The sequence below is a fragment of the Trinickia sp. genome, from assembly GCF_051953405.1.
Lineage (GTDB): Bacteria > Pseudomonadota > Gammaproteobacteria > Burkholderiales > Burkholderiaceae > Trinickia.
The window spans coordinates 180,713-203,671 of record NZ_JBQCIV010000086.1 but is presented as its reverse complement, the minus strand read 5'-3'; the positions used below and the strand labels follow the sequence as shown (position 1 = coordinate 203,671).

The window sequence follows — 22,959 nt, the reverse complement described above, 5'->3', positions numbered from 1 at the left end:
AGTCCGGACGGGGCGCAGCCGTTTACTCGTTAGACGATATCTTTAGACGGGAGGGGCGAGCGTGCAGGAAACGAACGGCGTGGCAACGGATCGGCGGGAAGCGAGCGAGGATGAGGGTTTGTTGGAGAAAATGCAGAAACTTGCCGTGTCGAGTTCCAAAGCGGCGTCGCGGTTTGGGGCGGAGCTGGTGGCGCAGTACAGCTTTATCGACGCGGTATTGCCCACGTTGAACGCGGCGCAACGTCGCGAGGTAGCGCGTGCGTTTCGAGCGGAGATCGAGAAAGCGATGGCGCGCACGGACGACATTCCGATGCCGCCCGAGTATCACGCCGCGCTGCTCTCGAGGGTCAACGATCTATTGAAATGGCTTGAATAGGCGAGCGCGTTTGCCCGCTGGTGGAAGCATTTCAATCGATTCGTTAGTGGGGGCAGCGCGGGGGCATCCGACGCAGGCGGACGTCCTCGCGCTGTCCGAGCGCCTGCGCGCCCGGTTAGCCGGCGTGTTTCCGGTCTAGAGCGGCACCCGCGCGCACGGCTGCGATCAGATCGGCGTCGGGCGCCGTTTTAGGCGTTTGCCATTCGCGCACGCGTGCGCTTTCGGCCGCGAAATTCGTATCGATCTTCGCGCCCGGCGGCATCGACACTTCGAACCCCGAGTGGCCGCGATCCAATTGGCGATCGTGCGCGATCGCCCACACTTCCTCGTCCGGCTGGTCGGTCAGTATGTTTTGCGCCGCATTGCGGAACGCGCCGGCCGTGCCGCGACGCGCGCCGAATTCGCCTTCCCGGTTCGCGTTCAAAATGCGGCCGTGCAAGCTCCAGTAGTAGTGGCTCTTGTCTTCGCCCTTCGGCTGTGCGGAAAAATCCTCGTAGCGGTAACAGAATGCGAACGGCAGTTTCGCATAGGGGTGCGCCGGATCGCGCAAACGATCGCGCAGTATCTCCATGGCCTTGCCTTCGGGCGTGCCCTGCTTCGACTGGACGACTTGCAGCAAGACCGGCTTGGCATTTTGCCAACTGTCGAGCCAATCCATTGCAAGCTGGGCGAGCTGCTCCGGCTTCATGCGCTGACCGGCTTTGACGCCGGGTTGCGGGTAATACTTAAGTAGGGCTGGATTTTTCAGTTCCTTTTGCGGCATGATCGGCACGAACTTGATTTCCTTGAGCTGGGCGCGCAAGGCCTCGCGCTTCTCGCGGTGCTCCGGTTTGGTCGGATTGATGCCGTAGTGGCGCATCATACTGCCGAGCAACTGATCGAAGCCGCCCGAATAGGCTTGCCCGTAGAGCTTGACCGCCGTCATCGGCCGCAGCGCTGGGTTGTCGATCAGCAGCGCGACGGTCATGTCGGCCGAAGTCTCCTTGCAGTCCAGCATGACCGTCTTGCCCGGATGATTCGCCCGGATATGCTCGAGCGCTTGCTGGACGGAAGGGACTTTCTGATCGGTTACCACGTAATCGCCGTTGACCGGATTGCGAATCACGAGATTGCGTTTCAGCAGATCGGTGGAAGGGATGTTGGCGATCAACCGGTTATCGGGGTCGGCGGTCATCCGGCCCGCCGTGAAATCGTGCAGCAAGATAGGCACTTCGTCGGAGGTGATCGCGACGTCGATTTCGACGCTTTGATATCCATGCTTGAATGCATTGTCGATCGCGGCAATCGAATTTTCGGGAATGCCGTTGTGATTGTCGATCAGCCCGCGATGGACAGCGATGTCCTGGTAGCCGGCGTTGTTCGGGTCGTCGAAATAGTTCGGATGGGCGAAAGACGGGCGGACGGCTTGTGCCCATCCTTCGAGATCTTCGATGCCGTGGTGTAAATCGGCCTTGTAGAAATCCGCGCCGCGCGACGTCGACGCTACTTCGCGCCCCGGGTAGGGGTACTCCAGATGAAGCGCGTTCCGGTGCCGCACCGGCCATGGGCGACCCGGCGTGCCGTTGGCCAGCGTGCCCTTGGCGGTGGTGCCGCCCGAAGATGGCTTCCGGCTGCCCGCATCGAGCTTGCGCGAGGTCGGGCCGGTGGACGGCCGCCAGGCATGGTCGGCAATGCCTAGGTCGTGGGTACGGAACGCGCGGCCGATCCCTTGCAAGGCGGCCGGCGTGAAGTCGTCGCCGGAAAACGCTCGGGAAGTATCGACGACGAGCGCCTTGCGGCCGGAATCGACGAACACGGGGAAACGATGCGGGTCGCCTTCGATTGCGCCGCCTGCCGCACGGGCGAGCTTCGAGAAGGTTGTCTTGTCGACCAGCACGTGGTCCAGCTTATCCCCCGCGAAGTGCGCGAGGGGATGATCGGCGGGAAGCTGGCGTACCGCCTCTGTCTTGCCGAATGTCGATTGGAGGGCTTGTATCGCGATGCGATGCGCAGTCAACGATGCCTCGGAGTGGTCGGACACCTCGCTGTCGAGCGATACCATGAGCTTGCTTTTTGCGCCACGCGGGCGTCGGGCCGAACTCGGATATTCGACGAGCGGCGGCGCGATCTCCGGCGCCTTCGCAGGCGCGCCGCGGCCGTTGCCGCGTGCCGACAGGCGATCGAGCGGGCCGCTTCTCGACGGCGCATGGGCACCTGCACTGGGTTGCGCAGCGGCAGCGGGCAATGCGCCTTCGGCGGCGGGCGATGCAGCGGGCAGATGGTGGCTGCTCAGCGTATAGAGTTCGGCGATGTTTTTCACGGCGCGTCCCTTACTGGGTAGTGAGGATTACTGACTTGTTTTCGCCGGAACATCGGCCCCGCGCACGAAGAGGCTGCGTAACGATGAAGCGATGAGGCGAATTCCGATAAAGGGAGACGAATGAGTCCGTCTGATTCATGGAGCTTACTCATTGAGCGTGACAAGCCCGCTCGGCCGCCGAAATCCATTGTCTGTGCGCGAAATTTTCGGCTGTAAAACGTTTGGCGTTCTACGTCCACGTAGCGGCATGGAACGCTCATCGGTTCGATTAAGGAAATCCTGACGATCGATTCATCCTTTTCGGTCGATATGCCGCGAAGCGCGCGCATTAGAATTCAGCGCTGAGCAATAGCGATGCCGCGCTCGGCGAATCGATGCGCCGAAGTCACAAAAATGGTGGGGCCAATCATGACGACACAAGAGCATTCGGAAGCCGACGTGGGAGCGCATGAAGCGCCCGATAATGCCGACGAACTCAGAGATGCGATCGTTGAGCTGTGCGGCGCACATAGCAACGCCATCGTTCAGCACGGTACTTGGATGCTGGTGGCAGGCGAGATGCTCAATTCGATCGTGTCTCACCTGTCGCCCCAGACTCGCGCCGACATTGCCGGCACGTTTCGCAACCGGATAGAGCGACTGCTTGCGCTTGGCGACGACGATGGTTTGCCGAGCGCCTACAGCGCGGAACTAGTGAAGGAAGTCAACCGATATTTGAAGGTGCTCGAGCCGAACGCTCAGCGTTAAGCGTCGAGCATTGTTTCGACGAGTCCCCTGTAGCGCCAGCGTTCCGTCACGCTGTTGTATGCGTTGGTGCTCCTTTGGCCGTCGATAGACGGCCTTTTTTTTGTGTGCCGATCGGCCACATTTCAGGAATGATCTTGATCCGTTCGACCATCCGGGCAATGGTGCGATCGCGCGGTCGCATCGCGATTTGGCCCAACTGCGGCTCGAGCCGGCGAAGCCTATGCATCGCGTTGGCCGCACTCGTGTGTTGGCACGCGGCACCCGTGCGTGCAGAGCGGTTTGAAATCGTTTACCCGCGCGTCACCGAATTCGACGACCCGCGCGCCGCCTTTGCCAAAGCCGTGCTCGATTTGGCGATGCACGAGGTCCATGCCGATTACACGATCCGGGCCTCCAAGGATGTGATGGAGCGAGAGCGAGCGTTGCAGGAATTGGCCGAGGGACGAACGATCAATCTGCATTGGTCGAGCATGTCGCGGGTGGACGAGGCCAAGCTGCGTGCGATTCCTATTCCCCTTCACCGCGGGTTGATCGGCTTTCGCGTGCTCGTCATACGCAACGACCGTCAAGCTGAGTTCGACCGCATCGATACGCTCCAGCAGTTGCAAGCGTTGATCGGCGGGCAAGGCATCGGGTGGGTCGACACGGACATTCTTCGTCGTTCGGGGCTGCAGATCGAAACCGCGCCCTACGATGCGTTGTTTCGGATGGTCGAGGCGGGGCATATCGACTATTACCCGCGCGGCGTGATCGAGGCTTACACCGAACTGCAGGCCCGACATCAGGCCAATCCCGATCTTGTCGTCGAGCATCACCTCTTGCTAGCCTATCGGTCCGACTTCATTTTCTATACCAGCAAGCGCGATAACCGGCTGGCGAATGCGATCGAGCAAGGCCTGCGTAAAGCCTACGCGGATGGTTCATATATGCAGTTGTTTCGGTCACACCCTTATATCCAGAATGCGCTCGAACATGCGGATCTCGCGCACCGCAAGGTAATTTGGATCGACAATCCGTATTTGTCCATGCAAGATCGCGCGATACCCTCCGAATATTGGATGAACATCGAAGCGTCCGGCGATCGGGCGAAGGATGTCGTGCGATCGGTTTCAACGATTCATTAATTTGGATGGCGAGCTGCCATTCGATGCGTTTGTTCATATAGCCGCGGCCCTCGGCGCGGCACCAAGGATGTCATGCCAACGATGCCCATTTACAGGGAGATGGACGTCATTACCTCGCTTTCCTGGTGGCGCCTGATCGATCGCCTGCGCGGCAGCGTGGTGTTGCGGCTGTTCGCCGCGATCTTCGCATTCAGTTGCGTCGTGACGGTGCTGCTCGCCGCGGTGCAACTTTGTCGAGAGTATCGGCAAGGGGTCGATCTCGTGCAGACGCAGCTGTCCGAGGTAGAGCGCAGTTATCGCGATAGCCTTGGGGAAGCGCTCTGGCGGCTCGATCGCTCGCAATTGCAATTGGAACTCGACGACATGCTCAGGCGCCGCGACATCCGTTCGGTGCGCGTGGAGGCGACCGGACGCGAGCCGTTCGTCGTGTCCGCGGGTATGTCGGTACCTGGGCGCTCGATCATCTCGCGCGATTTCCCGATCATGCGGCGCGTGCAGGGTAACGACCGGACGATCGGTACGTTGCACGTCGTCGCCACGCTCGACGATTTGTTCGGCGCCGTGGCAAGAACGGCCGTGTTGATCATCGTGGGTCAAGCCACGAATACGTTTTTGATTGCGGTGTTTATCACGGTTTTGTTGAATCGCTTGGTCACCCGGCATCTCGGCGCCGTGGCCCGGGCGGTCGATCGTTACGATTATCGCCTGCCGGCGCTGCCGCTTGTGCTCGATCGCAATCCTCGCGCGGCGCCGGACGAATTCGACCGGCTCGTGTTCGCGTTCAACGAAATGAGCGCGCGCGCCCATCGCGCTTATCTGGAAGAGCGCGACGCCGCGGCGGAGCGCGAGGCGCGGCTCGCGGCGGAAGCGGCCAACCGCGCCAAGAGCGCGTTTCTCGCCAGCATGAGTCACGAGCTTCGCACGCCGTTGAACGGCATCCTCGGGTATGCGCAAATCCTTCATCGCGATAGTTCGCTGCGTGCCAAGCACCGCGATGCCGTGGCGGTGATTCAGCGCTGCGGCGAGCAATTGCTCGCGCTGATCGGCGATGTGCTCGATTTCGCGATGGTGGAAGCGGGCCGGATGCGCGTCGAGATCAGCGATGTGACGATTTCCGAAACGGTCGGTGCGATCGGCGAAGTCGTCGCGATGAAGGCGGCGGAGAAGGGGCTGGTTTTCGTGCCGCAGATTTCGCCCGATGCGCCGGTGGCGGTACGCGCCGACGAGCGGCGACTGCGCCAGGTGCTGCTCAACTTGTTGACGAACGCCATCAAGTTTACGGCGCAAGGCAGCGTGATGTTGCGCGTCGGCCGTGCCGCATCCGATCAGGTGCGGTTCGAGGTAATCGATACCGGTATCGGCATTGCCGAGGAGTCCCTCGAGCGGATTTTCTTGCCCTACGAGCAGGCGCGATGTCCGGGCAGCAACGAAGGCGGGATCGGGCTGGGGCTCGCGATCAGCCGTCAGTTCGTGCGCGCGATGGGGGGCGAGATCGTCGCGCGCAGCGAAGTGGGCAAGGGCAGTGTGTTCAGCTTCGAATTGCCGGCTACCCAATGCGAAGGGGGCGACGCGCGCTTGCGCCAATCCGAAGGGCTCGTCACGGGGTATGCCGGACCGCGGCGGCAGGTGCTCGTGGTGGACGACGCGCAGGTGAATCGGGCCGTTATCGCCGACTTGCTGGGCCGCATCGGTTTCGACGTCGTCACGGCGGAATCGGCCGAGGCGGCACTGGCCGCGCTGGCCCAAACCTCGGTCTCCATCGTGCTGACCGACATCGTGATGCCGGGCATGAACGGCCTGGAGTTCATTCGCTGCCTGCGCGCGCTGCCGGCGGGCGCCGACGTTCCGATCGTTGCGCTATCGGCGAGCGCGTCCCAGGCCGACGTCGACAAAACCTTGCACGCGGGCGCGAATGCCTTTCTCTCCAAGCCGATCGAGTTCGCACGGCTGCAAGCCGAAATGTCGTCGCTGCTCGGGTTGACGTGGATCTATGCGCCGGAACACGAAGAACGCGAATTGAATCTCGATCGGCTATCCGAACTGAACCTGCGCGTGCCGCGGGCGGCCGACATGCGTCGTCTTCACTTACTCGCCCGCATGGGCGATATGCGAGGCGTGCGGACCTGGGCCGAGCGCGTGGTTGCCGAGGACCGGGGCTATACGGCGTTCGCTTCGGTTCTGCACGCACTGGCGCGCGCGTATCAATCGAAGGCGTTGCTCGCCTTCGTCGAACGGCATTTGCCGGACGGGTCATGACGATGGACGAAGCGGTCGAATATCTTCCCGAACAAGCCACGGTGTTGATCGTGGACGACGCACCGGCCAATCTCGGCTTGGTGGTCGATACGCTTGGCGAGCGCGGGTTCCGTGTGCTGATCGCGCTCGACGGCGCGGAAGCGATCGAGCGTGCCAGGTACTGCCTGCCTGCGCTGATCCTGCTGGACGTCAATATGCCCGGCATGAACGGGTTCGAAACCTGCCGGATGCTGAAAGCCGATGCGCGCACGCGAGAGATCCCCGTCATCTTCATGACCGTGGCCGATGGTGTGAACGAGATGGTCGAAGGGTTTCGTGCGGGCGGCGTCGACTATGTGACGAAGCCGGTCCGGATCGACGAAGTCGTGGCGCGGATGGACGTTCACCTGGCCATGCGCGAGATGCAAAAAACGCTTGTTCGGCAAAACCAGTTGTTGCTGCAGGAGATCGGCGTGCGGCAGGAAGCCGAACGCGCGCTGTCTCGGATCCGCGACGAACTCGAGCGGCGCGTGGCCGAACGCACGAGCGAACTCGCCCGAGCGAACGACGATTTGCGAGCGCAAATTGCCGTTCGCGAGCGCGTGGAAGCGGATCTGAAACTCAGCGAGGCGCGCTTGCGCGTGATTGTCGAGGCGAGCCCCGTGCCGCTTTGCATCGGTTCGATCGATGCGCCCCATGTGCTTTATGCCAACGGGCCATGGCGGGAATTGTTCGGCATCAGCGAACAGGAACAGTCGAAACTCAATAGCCTCGATCTTTACGTCGACGAAGCGGACAGGTATCGATTGGCGGATCGCGTGAGGCGCGACGGCATCGTCCGCGACGAGGAAATCGAATTGCGTCGACGCGACGGCACCACCTTCTGGGGCACGCTGTCCGCGCGTCTGGCGACGTACCACGATCAGCCGGCGCTCTATCTCGGGATCCGCGATGTGACGGAACGAAAGCGGATCGAGCAGGCGTTGCTCGAGTCCCGCGAGCAACTGCGCCAGTTGAGCGCGCACATGGAAGCGATTCGAGAGCAAGAGCGCAAGCGGATCGCGCTCGAGATCCACGACGAGCTAGGTCAATTGCTGACTGCCTTGAAGATGGATGTCTCCCTGCTCAAGATGCGGCTGACCGATGCGCCCGAGCTGTTGAAGAAAGTCATCGATATGCGAGAGCTAGTCGATCTCACCATTCTCATGGTGCGCAACGTAGCCAACCATCTGCGTCCGGCCGCCCTGAACTTCGGGCTGGTGTCGGCGCTCGAGTGGCTGGCCGAAGACTTCACGAAGCGCACTGGCATTTCCTGCCAGCTATTCGCGAACGGCTGCGAGCCGGCGATCGGCGACCCCGCGGCGACAGCCGTATTCCGCGTCGTGCAGGAGTCGTTGACGAATGCGGCGCGGCATGCCGGTGCATCGCGTGTCCATGTGACCGTCATGCAAACGGAACACGCATTGCAACTCAATGTGAGCGACAACGGGCGCGGTTTCGAACCCGGGGCGGTGGGCAAGCGCGATTCGTACGGCTTGCTCGGCATCAGCGAGCGCGCACGTCTGATCGGCGCTTCGCTGCAAATCGACAGCGCGCCCGGCTGCGGGACCGTGATTTCAATTTCTATTCCGACAGAACATGGACACGAACATGATCAAGATTCTCATCGCGGATGACCACGCGGTGGTTCGAAGCGGACTCAAGCAAATCGTGGCGACCGCGAACGATATCGCGGTCGTCGACGAGGCCGTGAGCGGGGCCGACGTGCTGAGCAAGCTGCGGGGCAAGGAACTCGACTTGCTGATGCTCGACATGACGATGCCGGGCATTAGCGGCGTCGACCTGATTCGGCGCGTGCACGCCGAATATCCCGAGATGCCGATCTTGATCCTCAGTATCCATAACGAAGCGCAGGTCGTTTCCCGTGCGCTGCGCGCGGGCGCGGCGGGCTACGTCACGAAGGACAGCGATCCGGAAGTATTGATTGCCGCGATTCGCAAGCTGGTGGACGAGGGGCGGTTTATCGATCCGAAACTTGTCGATGCCGTGGTGTTCGAGCGCCACTCGAGCGACGTGCCGCCGCACGAAATTCTCTCCGATCGCGAGTTCGAGGTGCTGCGTGCGCTCGCGAGCGGACGCAGCATCAACGACATTGCCGACACGTTCGCACTGAGCGCGAAAACGATCAGCACGCACAAGCGGCGGCTCATGCAGAAGCTGGGTCTCACCAACAACGCCGAATTGATTCGCTATTCGATTCGGCATGGTTTGGCGGCGCATTGAACGGCGGGGTATCGCGCGCGGCGGCCGGTTGCGCATCCTTACGTTTCTTTCAGGAATTCCTTACATTTTCCATGGTTCAGTTGCTGCTGGCTGCGACCGTAAACGTTGACATACCCGTTTTTGTCTGACGGTTATGGCAATGGCTGCGGCGCCCAGTCGCTTTTGGATGAAACGAGAAGGACAACCCTATGCATCGGTTTTCGCGCAGCATCAAGTTCAAGATCATTCCCGCGTTCGGTATTTGCGTTCTATTGATGGCGGTTATCGGCGCCTTCGGCATCTTTGGATTGTCGAAGATGAATGCCAACATGAGGGATGCGTATACGGGAAATACGCTGCCGATTGCCCAACTGGCCGAGGTGCGTGCCGCGCAGTTGGAGATACGCTGGGAACTGCGCCGTCTGCAGGTGCTTCACGATGCGGCTCAAACGCAGGCCGGCATCGAGGCGATTCGCGCGGCGTCGAAACGTATCGACGACAACTGGAATCGCTACTATCCCGACGGTATCTCGAGCGACCGCGAGCGCGTGGCGGCCGAGCAAATCAAGAGCGCCTTGCCGCGATTCAAGGCATCGAACGACGATGCCACCGCCGCGCTCGCCGCCGGCAACTATGACACCGCTGCCACGCTGATCGATCGAGAGACCGACGTGGCCAACGAATTGATGAAGGGGTTGACCGACGACGTCGAGATCAATCTCGACGGGGCGAAACAGGCGGCGGACGACAGCGAATCGACCTTCAGGGAAATTCGAGCGATCGCGTTCGCGCTGCTCGGCGTTGGCACCGTCGTGGGAATCGGCGTATCGATCTACTTGCTGCGCGCGGTGACCCGGCCGCTGCAGCAAGCGGTGGGCATCGCGAACGAAATCGCGGACGGCAATCTCGAGAACCATGTCGAGGCCACGTCGAACGATGAGTTCGGTCAGTTGATCGACGCGCTCAGGCAAATGGACCAAAAATTGAGCGATACGGTGCGCGGGATCAAGACCAGCGCCGAATCCGTCAAAGCCGCCTCGCAGGAAATCGCGAGCGGCAACACGGATTTGTCGGCCCGCACCGAACAGCAAGCCTCTTCGCTGGAAGAGACGGCCGCCAGCATGACGCAGTTGACCCAAACCGTGAAACAGAACAGCGACAACGCGCGTCAAGCCAACGCACTGGCGACGCGTGCAACCGAAATGGCGGAGGCAGGTAACGATGCAGTGCAGGACATGGTGCGTTCCATCGGCGAGGTCAGCAGCAGCTCGGAAAAGATTTCGCAGATCACCGGTACGATCGAGGGCATTGCGTTTCAAACGAACATATTGGCACTGAATGCGGCGGTGGAAGCGGCTCGCGCCGGGGAGCAAGGCCGCGGCTTCGCCGTGGTGGCGAGCGAAGTGCGTAGCCTCGCGCAACGCTCGGCGGCTGCCGCGAAGGAAATCAAAGAGTTGATCGCTTCGTCGGTGACGATGATTCAAGGCAGCGCCCAGCAAGCGACGGGCGTGGGCGCGACGATGGGCGAGGTGAAACAGGCGATCAAGCAGGTTTCCGATATCGTCGGCGAAATCGCCGCCGCATCGGAAGAGCAAAGCCGCGGCATCGAGCAGGTCCATCAAGCCGTTTCGCAAATGGACGAGGTCACGCAACAAAATGCGGCTTTGGTCGAACAAGCGGCGGCGGGGGCGCAGTCTCTCGAAGAGCAGGCGATGAACCTTGGGCGGGCCGTGTCCGTGTTCCGCCTAGCGAATACATCAATCGCATTCTGACGATCTTTTAAGGAAATCTTTACATTAAGAAATAGCCAGTCATAGCCGTTTACTTCGCCACGGTTGGGACCGCGACGTTTTGCGCCCGCCGATTACATTCAATAATTATTTCTGGCGAAAATCCATTCCGATATGACTCGCAATCTCTTGGCAGTAGGGGCCGAATCTGCTTTTTCACTCGAGAGCGCTTCGATACATTGCGCGGCCGCGCAAGATCTGCCGCTGCAGGCGCGCATCCGCTCGCTCGTCGATGCTTATCGCTCGCAGGGCTATCGCCACGCGAGTGCCGATCCGCTGGCGACTCCATCGCCCGCGCAAGCGCCCGAGCTGACGCTCGAATTTCACGGCCTTGCCCCGACGCAGGCGCTGCAATCGCTGCCCGACGATTTGCCCTCGGCGTCGACCGCCGCCGATTTAAAAGGCCGATTGAGCCGGATCTATTGCGGCGCGTTGTCGCTCGATTGCAGCGGCGTGCGCGACGAACGGCGGCGTCGCTGGCTCCACGCTCGCATCGAGGCCGACCTCTACGCCCCGGCGCCGGACGACGACCGCCGTCGCGCGTTGCTCGCCCGCCTCATCGATGCGCAGGCGTGGGAGCAGCGCGTGGCGCAATCGCTTCCGCATGCGAAGCGGTTTTCGCTGGAGGGATGCGAAAGCCTCGTTCCGTTGCTCGATGCGTTGATGGAGGAGAGCGCAGGCCACGGCATCGATCGGATTTTCCTCGGCATGCCGCATCGCGGGCGCCTCAACGTGCTCGTCAATGTCATGGGCGTCGACCCCAACTTAATATTGGCGCATCTGGACGAACGCTCGCACGTGGCCGCCATTCAGCGCGATCTTGCTTATCACCTCGGCACGACGTCGTGTAAGAAGATCGCGGGGCGCGAGGTGCGCGTGACGCTCGCCCATAACCCGTCGCATTTGCAAAGCGTCTATCCCGTCGTCGTCGGCATGGCGCGCGCCTATCGCGACGACCACCCCGAATCGCACGGCATGGCGCTCGTCGTGCACGGCGACGCGGCGTTCATCGGCCAAGGGATCGTGGCGGAGACGCTCAATTTGACGCGCAAGCCGGGCTATGCGCTGGGCGGTACCGTGCACGTCGTCCTCAATAATCAAATCGGCTTTACGACGCTCAATCGGATGGCGCCGCACGAACACACGTATTGCACCGACGTGGCGCGCATGGTCGATGCGCCTGTCTTGCGCGTCAATGCCGACGATCCCGAGGCGGCATGGCGCGCCGCCTCGATTGCGCTCGACTATCGGATGACCTACGGTGCCGATATCGTGATCGACCTCGTCGGATATCGGCGGCTGGGGCACTCGGAGCACGACAAGCCGGCCCTCACGCACCCGGCGCTGCAGGTCGCCATCGCGGCCCATACAAGCGTTGCGCACCGTTATCACGCGAAGATCGGCGAGCCGGTTCCGCTCGACACGCTGCTTGCGCTCGCACGGGTGGCCGAACGGCCCGCCGGGCTGGGCACGACGATCGGCGAGCAAGCGGGCCCGGCAAACGCCGCGCCTGCCGAGCGTGGGCGCGCCGAGTGCCGGCCGGTTCCCATGGAACGGCTGCGTGCGTTGGGCGATGTCCTGACTACCGTGCCGCCGCACATGCTGCTGCACGAAAGCCTCGTAGAGATGCTCGAGCGCTGGCGCAAAGCGCTTCGATCCGATACGGATGCCATCGACTGGTGCCTGGCCGAGAATCTGGCTTATGCGGCCGTGCTCGATGAGGGCCGGGGCGTTCGCCTATCGGGGATGGACGTCGGCCGCGGCACGTTCATGCATCGCCACGCGGTTTGGCATACGCAAGTGCCGGGCGACGGCGGCCCCACAGCTTATGTGCCGTTGCGTCATCTTTCCGCGGAACAAGGCCCGTTCGATATCGTGGATTCCCCGCTCACGGAAGAGGCGGTGCTGGGCTTCGAGTATGGCTACAGCGTGCAGTCTCGCGCGCGGCTCACGATTTGGGAGGCGCAGTTCGGCGATTTCGCGAACGGCGCGCAGGTCATCATCGACCAATACATCGCTGCGGGCGAATACAAATGGGGATACCGCTCCGCGCTGACAATGCTGCTCCCGCATGGGCACGAGGGGCACGGGCCCGAGCATTCGAGCGGCTACCTTTCGCGCTTTTTGCAACTGAGTGCCGCAGACAATCTGCGGGTGGTCATGCCCTCCACTTCGTCTCAATGGTTTCATTTGCTGCGCGAGCAGGCCTTCGCACGCGAGCCGCGTCCATTGATCGTCATGGCGCCGAAGACGCAGTTGTACAGCGATCCAGGCTCGCACGCGCCGTTGCATGCGTTCGTTTCGGGCGCGTTCGCACCGATCGTCGACGACCCCGATCGTGCCGACCAGCGCGCGTGCGAGCAAGCGACGCGTGTCGTGCTATGCGCAGGCAAGCTCTTTTACGAACTGCACGCCGCGCGCGAAGACCAAGGCGGGAGTGCAACGGCGCTGGTTCGCATAGAGCAGCTGTATCCGTTCCCCACGCAGGCGCTTGCCGAGGTGCTGGCACGCTACCCGAATTGCACAACCCTCGTTTGGGCGCAGGAAGAGGAGAAAAATCACGGCGCTTGGCACTTCGTACGCGAAGCGCTCGAGTCGATCTTGCCGCCCCATTGCCGGTTGGTTTGTATCTGCCGCGATGCGACGCCGTCCGGTGCCCATGCGTCGATTCGGCGTCATAAGAAAACGCAGCAGTGCTTGACCGCTAACGCATTGGACGTCGATTACGTTTAGTCGGTCTTATCGTTTTCATCGAAGACGTCGCGTCGTATTAGGACAGCACAGCGATCAGGGGGGGAGTAAGGAATGCCTGACCCCCATTTCATTAAATGACTACGCGTTTGACGCTATAGGGTCGTCTGAGGATTGTCGTTACCCATATACGCGGCTGCAACGTTTCGTCTCGACGGATAGGTGATTGCACGCCACGGCATGGCTATTTGCCATGACGTGGCGCAATTTAACTTGACCCGGCGAAAGCCGATTGTATGTGTGCCGCGACTGGCGATTTCCGTCGGTTTTTGAAAACGATTTCTATCGAGAGTTTTGGAATGAGAATTTCTGACCTGCGTATCGGCGTTCGATTGGCGCTGGCATTCGGCTTGGTTGTCGTCTTGATGATGTCCACGATCTTTATCGGGATTCAGCGGCTTAACGCCAGCAACGAGAGAATGCATGCGCTCGTCGAGAATCGCTATGCCGTGATCGCGCTGAGCAGCCAAATCAAGGATGTCGGTTACAAGGCCAACGGCATCGTGTCGGATCTCGCACTCGGTGCATCCGCCGAGCAGACGGAGCATTTGATGAACGCTTACGCAGACCTTCGCACGAGAAACACGCAAACGTATGCGCAGCTCGAGAAGGCGCTTTCCGACGATGGCGCGAAGGCGATCTACCAACAGCAAATCGAGGCACGAGGTGCCTACGGCGCTACGGTCAAGCAATTCTTCGCACTGCTCAAGGATGGGAAACAGCAGGACGCCCGCGATCTTTACCAGGGCGACATGTCGAACAAGCAGGACCTCTATTACGCGCAGGTCGATCGCATGGTCGATTACCTGGCCCGCGCGATGGATGGCGACGTTAGGCAGGCCGGCGAGGATGCGCGGCGCACGACGATTCAAATGGTCCTCATCGGCTTGATTGCCGCGGCCTTGGCCGTCGCCGCCGGTGTGTACATTACGCGCACGATCACCGTTCCGATCAGCCGGGCCGTGCACCTTGCCGAAGCCGTCGCACGAGGCGAGTTGACGGAACAGCCGGAGGTGGATTCGAAGGACGAGGCGGGGCGCCTATTGGCCGCGCTGGGCGAGATGATCCGGCGTTTGCACGACATCGTGGCCAATGTGCGCAGCGGGACGAACACGATTGCCAGTGCGTCGCTGCAGGTCGCCACCGGCAATATGAATTTGGCGACTCGCACGGAACAGCAGGCGTCCTCGCTCGAACAAAGCGCCGCGGCGATGGAGCAGTTCACGAGCAGTATCAAGCACAATGCCGAAACCGCGCGCGAGGCGAACGGTCTCGCATCGAAGGCGTCGGCGATCGCGGCGTCGGGCGGCGATGCCGTCACGCAGGTGGTCGATACGATGAACGCGATCCACGTCTCCTCGCAGAAGATCGTGGACATCATCGGCGTGATCGACGGGATCGCTTTCCAGACGAACATCTTGGCGTTGAACGCGGCGGTCGAGGCCGCGCGCGCCGGCGAGCACGGCCGCGGTTTCGCCGTGGTGGCCAGCGAAGTGCGCGCGCTGGCGCAGCGCAGCGCCGTGGCGGCGCACGAGATCAAAGCGCTGATCGGCGATTCGGTGGACCAGGTGGGCGTAGGCGGGCAGCGCGTCGAGGAAGCCGGGCAGATCATTCGATCCGTCGTCAGCAGTATTCAACATGTGGCCGAACTCGTGGCGGAGATCAGCGTCTCGAGCCAACAGCAAAGCGACGGGATCGAACAGGTGAGCCGCGCGATTGCCCAGATGGATCACGCCACGCAAGAGAACGCTCAATTGGTGGAAGAAAGCGCGGCGGCTGCGGACGCGTTGAAGAACCAGGCCGCGCATCTGAGCCGCGTCGTCAGCGCATTCGTGTTGTAAAGGCGGCGTGGCGGCATGAGGTGGAAAACGCGGGCGGCCGGAGCGCGTACCGGTCCGCCCGCAAGAAGGTAGCGCGTGACGTCGAGGCGTCGTGCAACCGCGCTCAACGGTGCTCAACGGCGCGACTTACGCGCGAGCCGCCGCCCACTCGTATTGCGCGTTCCCCGAAACGAATTCGGCGCAAACATCCGGTGCCAGCGGGCGGCTGAAGAAGTAGCCCTGGAAGCGATGGCAGCCCAACGTCGACAAGCACTTCAGTTGCGCTTCCGTTTCGACGCCCTCCACCACGAGCGACAGATCGAGCGTGCGGCTCAGATCGGCAATGCTCCTCACGATGTGCTCGTTGACGGTATCGGCCACGACGTCCGCAAGGGACTTGTCGATTTTGACGGTATCGAGCGGGAGTTCGCGCAAGTAGTGCAGCGACGTATGGCCCATGCCAAAATCGTCCAAGGCCACTTTCACGCCCGCATCGCGAAGATGCTTCAAATTGTCGAGCGCATTGCCCTCGGGCAGGAATACCGTGTATTCGGTAATTTCCAGTTCGAGCAACGAAGGCGAAAGACCCTCTTGGTTCAGAATGTCGACCACCCTTCGATGAAACGTTTCGTTCAGCAATTGTCGTGGCGACAGATTGACCGCGATCACGAAGTCGTCCGGTACGATGCCCCGCCACGCGCTTCGCTGCCGGCACGCTAGCGAAAGGACGTGCAGACCGAGCACGTCCGTTTGGCCCGTATCGTCGGCGAGCGTGACGACGATCGGCGGCGCGATTCGTCCCAAAGCGGGATGCTGCCAGCGCAATAGCGCCTCGGCGCCGAAGATTCGCCCGGTTTTCGTATCCACCTGGGGCTGAAACTCGAGGAATAGCTGGTCTCCCCGCTTGATCGCGTTTTCCAAATCGTTGGCCAGGCCGACGGCCATTCTTCCCGCGTTGCCCGGGAGTTCGACGAGACGCTTGGCTTTCAAAATCGATTCGGGCGATTCGGTGATTTCCAGCAGCGAGGCAATCGTGTGACGCGTCTTTTGTGCGGCCAGCATGTCGGCGATCCGAACGAACGGTGCATAGACCAACGTACCGGCCGCCAGGCACGTCGCCTGGACGAGCATGCCCGATAGCGAGCCCGTGACCGCATAGCCGCTATAAAGCGCGGGTGTCGTCCATGGGACGCTGTGCGCCAGGCGCGGCATCAGGTGCGCGACGATGGCCGCATAGGCGATCAATGCTTGCAGCAACGGCGCGAGGACGAACGGTATGGCGTAAGCGGGATTGAGCACGAGCGGCAGCCCGAATAGAATCGGCTCGTTCACATTGAAGAGGGCCGGCAGCAGCATCATGAGCGCGAATTTGCGCTGGCGCGGCGTGCGGCTGACGAGCAGCAAGGCGAGGATCAAGCTCAATGTGCCGCCGGATCCGCCCATGCGCGCGAATGCCGAGAAAAATTCGAACGTAAAAATGAACGGCGGGTGCGTGCCGGCCGCGAGGGCGGCGACGTTCGCATGCGACGCCGGATCCAGGACATGCTGCTGAAGAAAAAAGAGGGCGTTCGGTCCGTGAATGCCAAACAGCCAAAGTAATTGCGATAGCGCTTCGTATCCGATGCAAAACGTCAGGCTGTTGGCGAGTGCGGGGACGGGCGACGGCAGCGCGGAGCCGATCGCGTCGATCGTGCCTGGCACCACGATCCAAGTCGGTATCGCTTTGGCAACCGCGAACGAGACGATCGTCAGCGCCGCGGCCGGAATGACGGTGAACGCGTCGGCGACGAGTGGATCGTTGCCGAAGCTGCCGATCGGAAGCCGTAGCCGCCGTATGCTGCACAGCTTCAAGAATAGGCTGCCTCCGACCGAGGCGACCGCCAGCGCCCAGAAGAGCCCTTCCCCGAGCGACAGCGACGCCATGAACGACGTACCGTCCGTCGGGGCGAACGCGGTGAAGAAGCACGAGACGACGACGATCGCGGCAACGGTCGGGTTGACCATCCGATGGCCGAGCCGCTGATTATGCAGTGTGGTCAACGTGTCCGAAAAACCGTACATCGCGACCAGGGAGCCGATTCCGAACGTGCCGGCAAGCACGGCGTCGCACAGCGCGTCCAAATGCGGCCCGAAAACGGCGGTCAATAGGGCTTGCCCTCTCGCCGTGGGCGGGAAGCGGACCAGTAAGGCAAAGGCGCCCAGCATGATCAGCGGAAGCGGGAGCGCGAGCCCCCTGCGTATCGCAATAAAGTAGGCGCTACCATCCAACCGCTCGATGCCGGTTCGAATTTTCTGCCAGGCGACGACTGTCTTCGCGTTCATCGGATGCGGCCAAATTGGGCATGACGGGGGCTAACCCTGTGTTTCGTGGGCCTGCCGACGAATTACATCAAAAACCGATACGGCGTTACCGCAATTGCACTAAAGCGGCGCAAAACTCGGTCAATCGAAATTCTCGAAAAGTCCCGTCGGAAAACGGGACCGGCTCGGAAAGCGGCGATGCGGATGCCTGCACGCGGCGCGAGTTAATCGGATGATACTTTCTCTCGGGGCGAAAGAGCTAGACAGCGTTTCGCCTAATCGCGCCGGAGCAGGCGATGTCGGCCGTCTTTCAGCGGGGATGGGCGGGCGCGTCGGCCACTCTGAAGACCGATACCGAGCTATTGAGGCTTTCCGTTTGCGCTTCGAGCGATTGCGCGGCGGCGGCCGCCTGTTCGACTAACGCGGCGTTTTGCTGAGTCACTTCGTCCATTTGCGAAACGGCGCGATGAACTTGCTCGATGCCGCGGCTTTGTTCTTCCGATGCGGCGGCGATTTCGCCGACGATGTCGGACACTTGTTTGATCGCCTGCTTGACCTCGCCCATGGTAGTGCTCACTTCCGTCGCCTGCTGCGCGCTGCCTTGAATCATCGTCACCGATGAGGCGATCAATTCCTTGATTTCCTTTGCCGCGGCAGCCGAACGTTGAGCGAGACTGCGCACTTCGCTGGCGACGACTGCGAACCCGCGGCCTTGCTCGCCGGCACGGGCCGCTTCGACGGCCGCATTCAGCGCAAGGATGTTCGTCTGGAACGCAATCCCTTCGATCGTTCCGGTGATTTCCGAGATCTTGGTGGAGCGATCGCTAACTTCCACGATGGTTTGCACCATCTCGTGCACGGCGACATTGCCTGCTTCCGCCGTGTCCGTGGCACGGGCGGCGAGCGCATTGGCTTGACGCGCATTGTCGGCATTTTGCTTCACGGTTTCCGTCAATTGCGCCATGCTCGACGCGGTTTGCTCCAAAGACGCCGCTTGTTCTTCCGTGCGGGAGGACAGATCGGTGTTGCCGCTCGCGATTTCCTGCGCCGCGCTGGCGATCGAGCCGGCCGCCGAGCGAATCTGTCCGACGATGGTGCCCAACTGCGATCGCATCGCTTCGAGGCCGGCCATGACGCTTGTCTTGTCGTGTGCGTGGACGGCCACCGCGCGCGAAAGATCGCCGATCGAGATTCGGCGCGTCACCTCGCTTGCCGCGCTCGGCTCGCCCCCGAGGGCGCCGACGATACTGCGGGTGATGAACACGCCGAGCAAGACCGAAACCAATGCAATCGCCAAGCCGCCCGATACGACGACGATCACGGTGAGCTGTTGAAGGCTGATTACTTTTGCTTTACGCACTTCGAGCAAGTCGGTTTCGGCTTTGTCGAACTCGGCCAGCTTGGCCCGAAAGGCGTCCATAAATTGCTTGTCGTGTGCCTCGCCGAAATACTTCGTCAACGCATCGAGCGGCGTCGCTTGCGAGGTGACGCTTCGGCGCATCGATATCAATTGCTCGTGCACGGCGTGAACATTGCCGTACAGCGAATACAGCGCGGCAATTCTTTCCTGTTGGCTGGCGTTGTCCGCGGTCAGCGATTTGAGGGCGCCGAGCGCTTTGTCGATGCTCGCCTGACCTTGATTGTAGGGATCGAGGAACTGTTCGTCGCCGGAAGCCACGAATCCGCGCACGCCGGTTTCCATGTTGAGCATGTTCGTCAACACGGCATCGCTGGTGCGTAGGACATCGCCGCTATGGATGTTCCAATTGGCGGCGTCCACCACGTCCCGAAAGCACATAAACACAACGAGCGTGGCGACGAGCGAAGTCACTACCACGCACGCGAATGCGGCGCCAAGTCGTCTACCTACGGTCATTCCTTTAAGCATGTCGTCTCCAACGAGTAAGAAATTGCAGAGCGCACGTTTTGCGTGCTTGATGGCGTGCCTTCGGTTGGGCAGCACGTAGTGCTTGGGCATCGGTCAATGCGCCGAATCGATTGGATGCATGCGTTGGTGCGTGTTTATCTTGTTTACGGATCGGGGACTATTTTTTGCAGCGAGATGGCTATCAGGGACGCCTGAATCGTTTGTCAGTAAAAGTTGATAATGCAACGCCGCGCGGTATGCTCACGAGCCCGGAGCCGATCGGCCGAGGCACGTGCAAACCTTTCGCGTCGATGCGCCGCTTGCGTCAAGGAAGACCCCACATCGGATTCAGGAAAACCTTACAGTGCGCGCCGTAAAGCGGGCGAGGCCGGCAGCCGTATACACGTTATGAGCAGAGGCCGCGCACCCACGCACGGTGCCGTACCTAGAGGAGATCGATCGACAAACATTCGATCGAAACAGCGATACCCAGCAGTAGCGTTGCCAGAAAATACAAAGCGGAGTGTGGGTAATGTTCGACATCGTGCGTCTCGCCGATCGATTCTTGAAGATTGCAGCGGAAATCGACGCGTTCGCTTACCCGATAGCGGCTGAGGATGGATCCGGCGGGCCGGCGCCGGCTCGCCCCGATCTTGCCGACCTTGCCGCGCGGCTTCGCGCTGCCACGGAAGCGTTCGTTTCGGAGGCGCAAGCGGACCGAGCGCTATACGCGCATATGAGCGAAGCGCTCCTCATGAGCGAACGCCAAGCCCATTCGCTGGCCGACAATCTGCCTGCCAATGTTGCCCGCTGGGACCCGACAGGCCGTTACCTCTATATCAACGCGGTGCACGAACGCACGTTGATGAAGCCGGCGGCCGAAGTGATCGGCACGCTAACCGTGCATGCCGAGGTGGGGGCCGCGATCGCACATGTCGTCGCGACGGGCGAGCCGTTACCCGGGGTTCATCAGGTCGTCGTCGGCCCCGACGGCGAACCGCGATGGCATGAAGTCAGCCTGATCCCGGAGCGCGACGATTCGGGAGAAATCGTCAGCGTGTTGGCGATAGGCTGCGACGTGACGGAGCGCAAGCACGTCGAAACCATCCTGGCGGAGCGGGAGAGAGAATTCAGAACGCTCGTCGAGCACTCGCCCGACATCATCATTCGATACGGTCGCGATTTGCGGCGTATCTATGTGAACCCGGTTTTCGTCGCCCTCGCCGGTGGGGAGGACGGGGCTGCCGGATTGATCGGAAAGCGTCCTCGCGATTTACCGCTGTCGTCGAACGCGATTCTCTCGGGCGGTGTAGCAGCGGAGGAATTCGAGGCCGCGCTCGAGGAAGTCTTCGTCACCGGAAAGAATCTCGAGTTCGAAGCCGCGTCCCGCTGGCATGACGACGGTACGCCGGGCGCCTGCTACCTCGTGAAGATGGCGCCGGAATTCGGCGAGAACGGCAGCGTGGAAAGCGTGCTGGCCGTGGCGCGCGACATTACCGAACTCAATGCCTCGCGCAAGCACATCGAGTGGATGGCGTACCACGACCCGCTCACGTCGACGAGCAATCGGGCCCACTTCAGCGAGCGCTTGCGCGAGATCGTCACCGCGACGGCTAGCGAGCCCGTCCCGATGGCCGCGGTCATGATGGTGGACATGGACCGCTTCAAAGACGTCAACGATACGATGGGACACGCCGTCGGCGACGAGATGCTGCGTGAAGCGGCGAAACGCTTGCGTGCATGCGTGCGCGAGCAAGACGTGGTGGCGCGCTTCGGCGGCGACGAATTCGCGATTCTGATCCCGGGCGCCGAGAGCCGGACCGACGTCGAGCGGATTGCACAGCGCATGATCGAACGGTTCAACCAATGTTTCGTGCTCGATGGGACCGATGTCTTCGTCTCTTGCAGCATTGGGATCGCGCTCTATCCGACGGACAGCACGAGCGCGGACGATTTGATCAAATACGCGGATTCGGCGATGTACCTCGCGAAGCGTACGGGGCGCCGCAATTATCGTTTTTACGCGAAGGGACTCACGATCGACGCAGCGGCCCGCCTTGGGCTCGAGTCGCAACTGCATCGCGCCATCGAATTCCAGGAGTTCGAATTGCGCTATCACCCGAAGGTGTTACTGCGCGATCGAACGGTCATCGGCTCCGAGGCGCTGCTGCGATGGAATCGCCCCGGCGTGGGGCTCGTCACGCCGGAAACGTTCATTTCGGTGGCGGAAGAATCCGGCCTGATCGTGGATCTCGGTAAATGGGTGTTGCGCGAGGCGTGCCGTGCCGCCGTCGAATGGAACAAGAAGGCGTCGTTGCCGCACAAGATCGCGGTCAATCTTTCCGCGCGGCAGTTTCAAGCCGCGGGTTTCGGCTCGACCGTCGCCTGCATGCTGGCGGAAACGGGCTGCCGTCCCGAGTGGTTGGAGTTCGAAATCACCGAGAGCATTTTGCTCGAGGAGAACGAGGCCGTCCTGAACACGCTGGGCTGGTTCAAGAAGATGGGGATCTCGATCGCAATCGACGATTTCGGCACGGGGTATTCGTCGTTGAGCTACTTGGCTCGCTTTCCGATCGATGTCCTCAAGATCGATCGATCCTTCGTGCAGAAGGTCACGACGGACCGGCGCCACGCCGAACTCGTCAAGGCGGTGCTCTCGATTGCGCGGTGCTTTGGCCAGCAGGTGGTCGCGGAAGGCGTGGAGACGCTCGAGCAAGCCCAGTTCCTCGAGCGAAATGGTTGCGAGATCGCACAAGGGTTTTTGTATAGCAAGCCGCTGCCCAAACAAGACATGTCGTTGCTGCCTCGGTGCCTAGAGCCGATTGCCCAATGACTGTTACGACACGATCGTTTAGAACGACACGAACGCAGAGCGGGAGACGGCGAGGCTGATTTCGCATAGCGACGGGCCTGTCTTCTCGAAGGCCTGCCGATGCGGTCCCCGGAGGTGTTCCCCATCGCGTTCCCATGGCACGCTTCGCCGACGTGCCCGACATTTCGTTTCATGGCCGGGCAAGGCGGCACGGTTTGCCCACAATCGTCGCGTGGGCGAACCAAACTGCAAATGGGAGAACATCCGGGTGATTTACGAGAACAACGAACCGTCCGATGCATGGGATTCGCCGGACGAAGCATTCAACGTGTCCGTGCCGGTGTCGATGGTCCAGCATGCGTCCGGGGACATCGATATTGTCGTCGTCGATTTGATGCAGCAGGACGAAAGCGGGTATTTTGCCGAGCGCCGAATCCGCTTCAGCGCGCAAGCGGCGATCCAACTTCTCGATGCCATCGGCGGCGCTGTCCAGAGCAAGCATGTGCTGTTCGGCGACGAACGTCCCGAGATGGCGACGTTGCATTAGCCATGGCACCGGTGCTAGTCGTTGCGCT

14 protein-coding genes are annotated in these 22,959 nt (G+C 61.4%); 11 read left to right on the top strand and 3 right to left on the bottom strand.

The genetic code is table 11. From position 1 onward, the window contains the following. Positions 1-61 precede the first annotated feature (61 nt). On the top strand, positions 62-376 hold the full coding sequence (locus ACTHN9_RS15595) for a hypothetical protein (protein ID WP_440537675.1): 315 nt from the start codon (positions 62-64) through the stop codon (positions 374-376). Positions 377-491: 115 nt separating this feature from the next. On the opposite strand, the gene ACTHN9_RS15590 is transcribed toward ACTHN9_RS15595, so the two are convergent. Next, positions 492-2,675 carry a glycerophosphodiester phosphodiesterase family protein gene (locus ACTHN9_RS15590; RefSeq protein WP_440537674.1) on the bottom strand — a complete coding sequence of 728 codons (2,184 nt, stop codon included), beginning with the start codon at positions 2,673-2,675 and terminating at the stop codon, positions 492-494. A gap of 408 nt (positions 2,676-3,083) precedes the next feature. Between ACTHN9_RS15590 and ACTHN9_RS15585 the strand changes: the two genes are divergently transcribed. From ACTHN9_RS15585 to ACTHN9_RS15550, 8 genes are all read left to right on the top strand, one after another. Further along, entirely contained in the window at positions 3,084-3,422 is a 339-nt protein-coding gene (locus ACTHN9_RS15585; RefSeq protein WP_440537673.1) for a hypothetical protein, read from the top strand. Positions 3,423-3,550: 128 nt separating this feature from the next. Continuing rightward, a complete protein-coding gene (locus ACTHN9_RS15580; protein ID WP_440537672.1) occupies positions 3,551-4,546 on the top strand; it encodes a hypothetical protein in 996 nt (331 codons plus the stop codon). A gap of 81 nt (positions 4,547-4,627) precedes the next feature. Continuing rightward, a complete protein-coding gene (locus ACTHN9_RS15575; protein ID WP_440537671.1) occupies positions 4,628-6,802 on the top strand; it encodes an ATP-binding protein in 2,175 nt (724 codons plus the stop codon). Positions 6,803-6,804: 2 nt separating this feature from the next. Beyond that, positions 6,805-8,457, top strand: a complete 1,653-nt coding sequence (locus ACTHN9_RS15570) for a hybrid sensor histidine kinase/response regulator (RefSeq protein ID WP_440537700.1) — start codon at positions 6,805-6,807, stop codon at positions 8,455-8,457. Continuing rightward, positions 8,432-9,064 carry a response regulator gene (locus ACTHN9_RS15565; protein ID WP_440537670.1) on the top strand — a complete coding sequence of 211 codons (633 nt, stop codon included), beginning with the start codon at positions 8,432-8,434 and terminating at the stop codon, positions 9,062-9,064. The genes ACTHN9_RS15570 and ACTHN9_RS15565 overlap by 26 nt, the downstream gene beginning before the upstream one ends. A 188-nt stretch (positions 9,065-9,252) precedes the next feature. Beyond that, positions 9,253-10,815, top strand: a complete 1,563-nt coding sequence (locus ACTHN9_RS15560) for a methyl-accepting chemotaxis protein (RefSeq protein WP_440537669.1) — start codon at positions 9,253-9,255, stop codon at positions 10,813-10,815. Positions 10,816-10,947: 132 nt separating this feature from the next. Further along, a complete protein-coding gene (locus tag ACTHN9_RS15555; protein ID WP_440537668.1) occupies positions 10,948-13,566 on the top strand; it encodes a 2-oxoglutarate dehydrogenase E1 component in 2,619 nt (872 codons plus the stop codon). A gap of 317 nt (positions 13,567-13,883) precedes the next feature. Then, complete coding sequence (locus tag ACTHN9_RS15550; protein ID WP_440537667.1) at positions 13,884-15,425, top strand: methyl-accepting chemotaxis protein; 1,542 nt, start codon at positions 13,884-13,886, stop codon at positions 15,423-15,425. Between the two features lie 126 nt (positions 15,426-15,551). Here the strand turns inward: ACTHN9_RS15550 and ACTHN9_RS15545 are convergent, their stop codons facing one another. Together ACTHN9_RS15545 and ACTHN9_RS15540 are read right to left on the bottom strand one after the other, a co-directional pair. Then, the gene (locus tag ACTHN9_RS15545) at positions 15,552-17,726 is read right to left on the bottom strand and encodes a PTS sugar transporter subunit IIC/EAL domain-containing protein (RefSeq protein WP_440537666.1); all 2,175 of its coding nucleotides are present in this window, start codon (positions 17,724-17,726) and stop codon (positions 15,552-15,554) included. Positions 17,727-18,015: 289 nt separating this feature from the next. Beyond that, positions 18,016-19,536: a methyl-accepting chemotaxis protein gene (locus tag ACTHN9_RS15540; RefSeq protein WP_440537665.1), complete on the bottom strand. Its 1,521-nt coding sequence runs from the start codon at positions 19,534-19,536 to the stop codon at positions 18,016-18,018. A 568-nt stretch (positions 19,537-20,104) separates the two neighbouring features. Between ACTHN9_RS15540 and ACTHN9_RS15535 the strand changes: the two genes are divergently transcribed. Together ACTHN9_RS15535 and ACTHN9_RS15530 are read left to right on the top strand one after the other, a co-directional pair. Further along, complete coding sequence (locus ACTHN9_RS15535) at positions 20,105-22,405, top strand: putative bifunctional diguanylate cyclase/phosphodiesterase (protein ID WP_440537664.1); 2,301 nt, start codon at positions 20,105-20,107, stop codon at positions 22,403-22,405. A gap of 211 nt (positions 22,406-22,616) precedes the next feature. After that, positions 22,617-22,931: a hypothetical protein gene (locus ACTHN9_RS15530; RefSeq protein WP_440537663.1), complete on the top strand. Its 315-nt coding sequence runs from the start codon at positions 22,617-22,619 to the stop codon at positions 22,929-22,931. Positions 22,932-22,959: the final 28 nt, after the last annotated feature.

What these genes read in the sequence shown, in the direction of transcription:
- ACTHN9_RS15580 (WP_440537672.1), top strand. Translation starts at nt 3,551, where the DNA reads ATGATCTTGATCCGTTCGACCATCCGGGCAATGGTGCGATCGCGCGGT.
- ACTHN9_RS15575 (WP_440537671.1), top strand. Translation starts at nt 4,628, where the DNA reads ATGCCCATTTACAGGGAGATGGACGTCATTACCTCGCTTTCCTGGTGG.
- ACTHN9_RS15560 (WP_440537669.1), top strand. Translation starts at nt 9,253, where the DNA reads ATGCATCGGTTTTCGCGCAGCATCAAGTTCAAGATCATTCCCGCGTTC.
- ACTHN9_RS15585 (WP_440537673.1), top strand. Translation starts at nt 3,084, where the DNA reads ATGACGACACAAGAGCATTCGGAAGCCGACGTGGGAGCGCATGAAGCG.
- ACTHN9_RS15535 (WP_440537664.1), top strand. Translation starts at nt 20,105, where the DNA reads ATGTTCGACATCGTGCGTCTCGCCGATCGATTCTTGAAGATTGCAGCG.
- ACTHN9_RS15555 (WP_440537668.1), top strand. Translation starts at nt 10,948, where the DNA reads ATGACTCGCAATCTCTTGGCAGTAGGGGCCGAATCTGCTTTTTCACTC.
- ACTHN9_RS15545 (WP_440537666.1), bottom strand. Translation starts at nt 17,726, where the DNA reads ATGAACGCGAAGACAGTCGTCGCCTGGCAGAAAATTCGAACCGGCATC.
- ACTHN9_RS15550 (WP_440537667.1), top strand. Translation starts at nt 13,884, where the DNA reads ATGAGAATTTCTGACCTGCGTATCGGCGTTCGATTGGCGCTGGCATTC.
- ACTHN9_RS15565 (WP_440537670.1), top strand. Translation starts at nt 8,432, where the DNA reads ATGATCAAGATTCTCATCGCGGATGACCACGCGGTGGTTCGAAGCGGA.
- ACTHN9_RS15570 (WP_440537700.1), top strand. Translation starts at nt 6,805, where the DNA reads ATGGACGAAGCGGTCGAATATCTTCCCGAACAAGCCACGGTGTTGATC.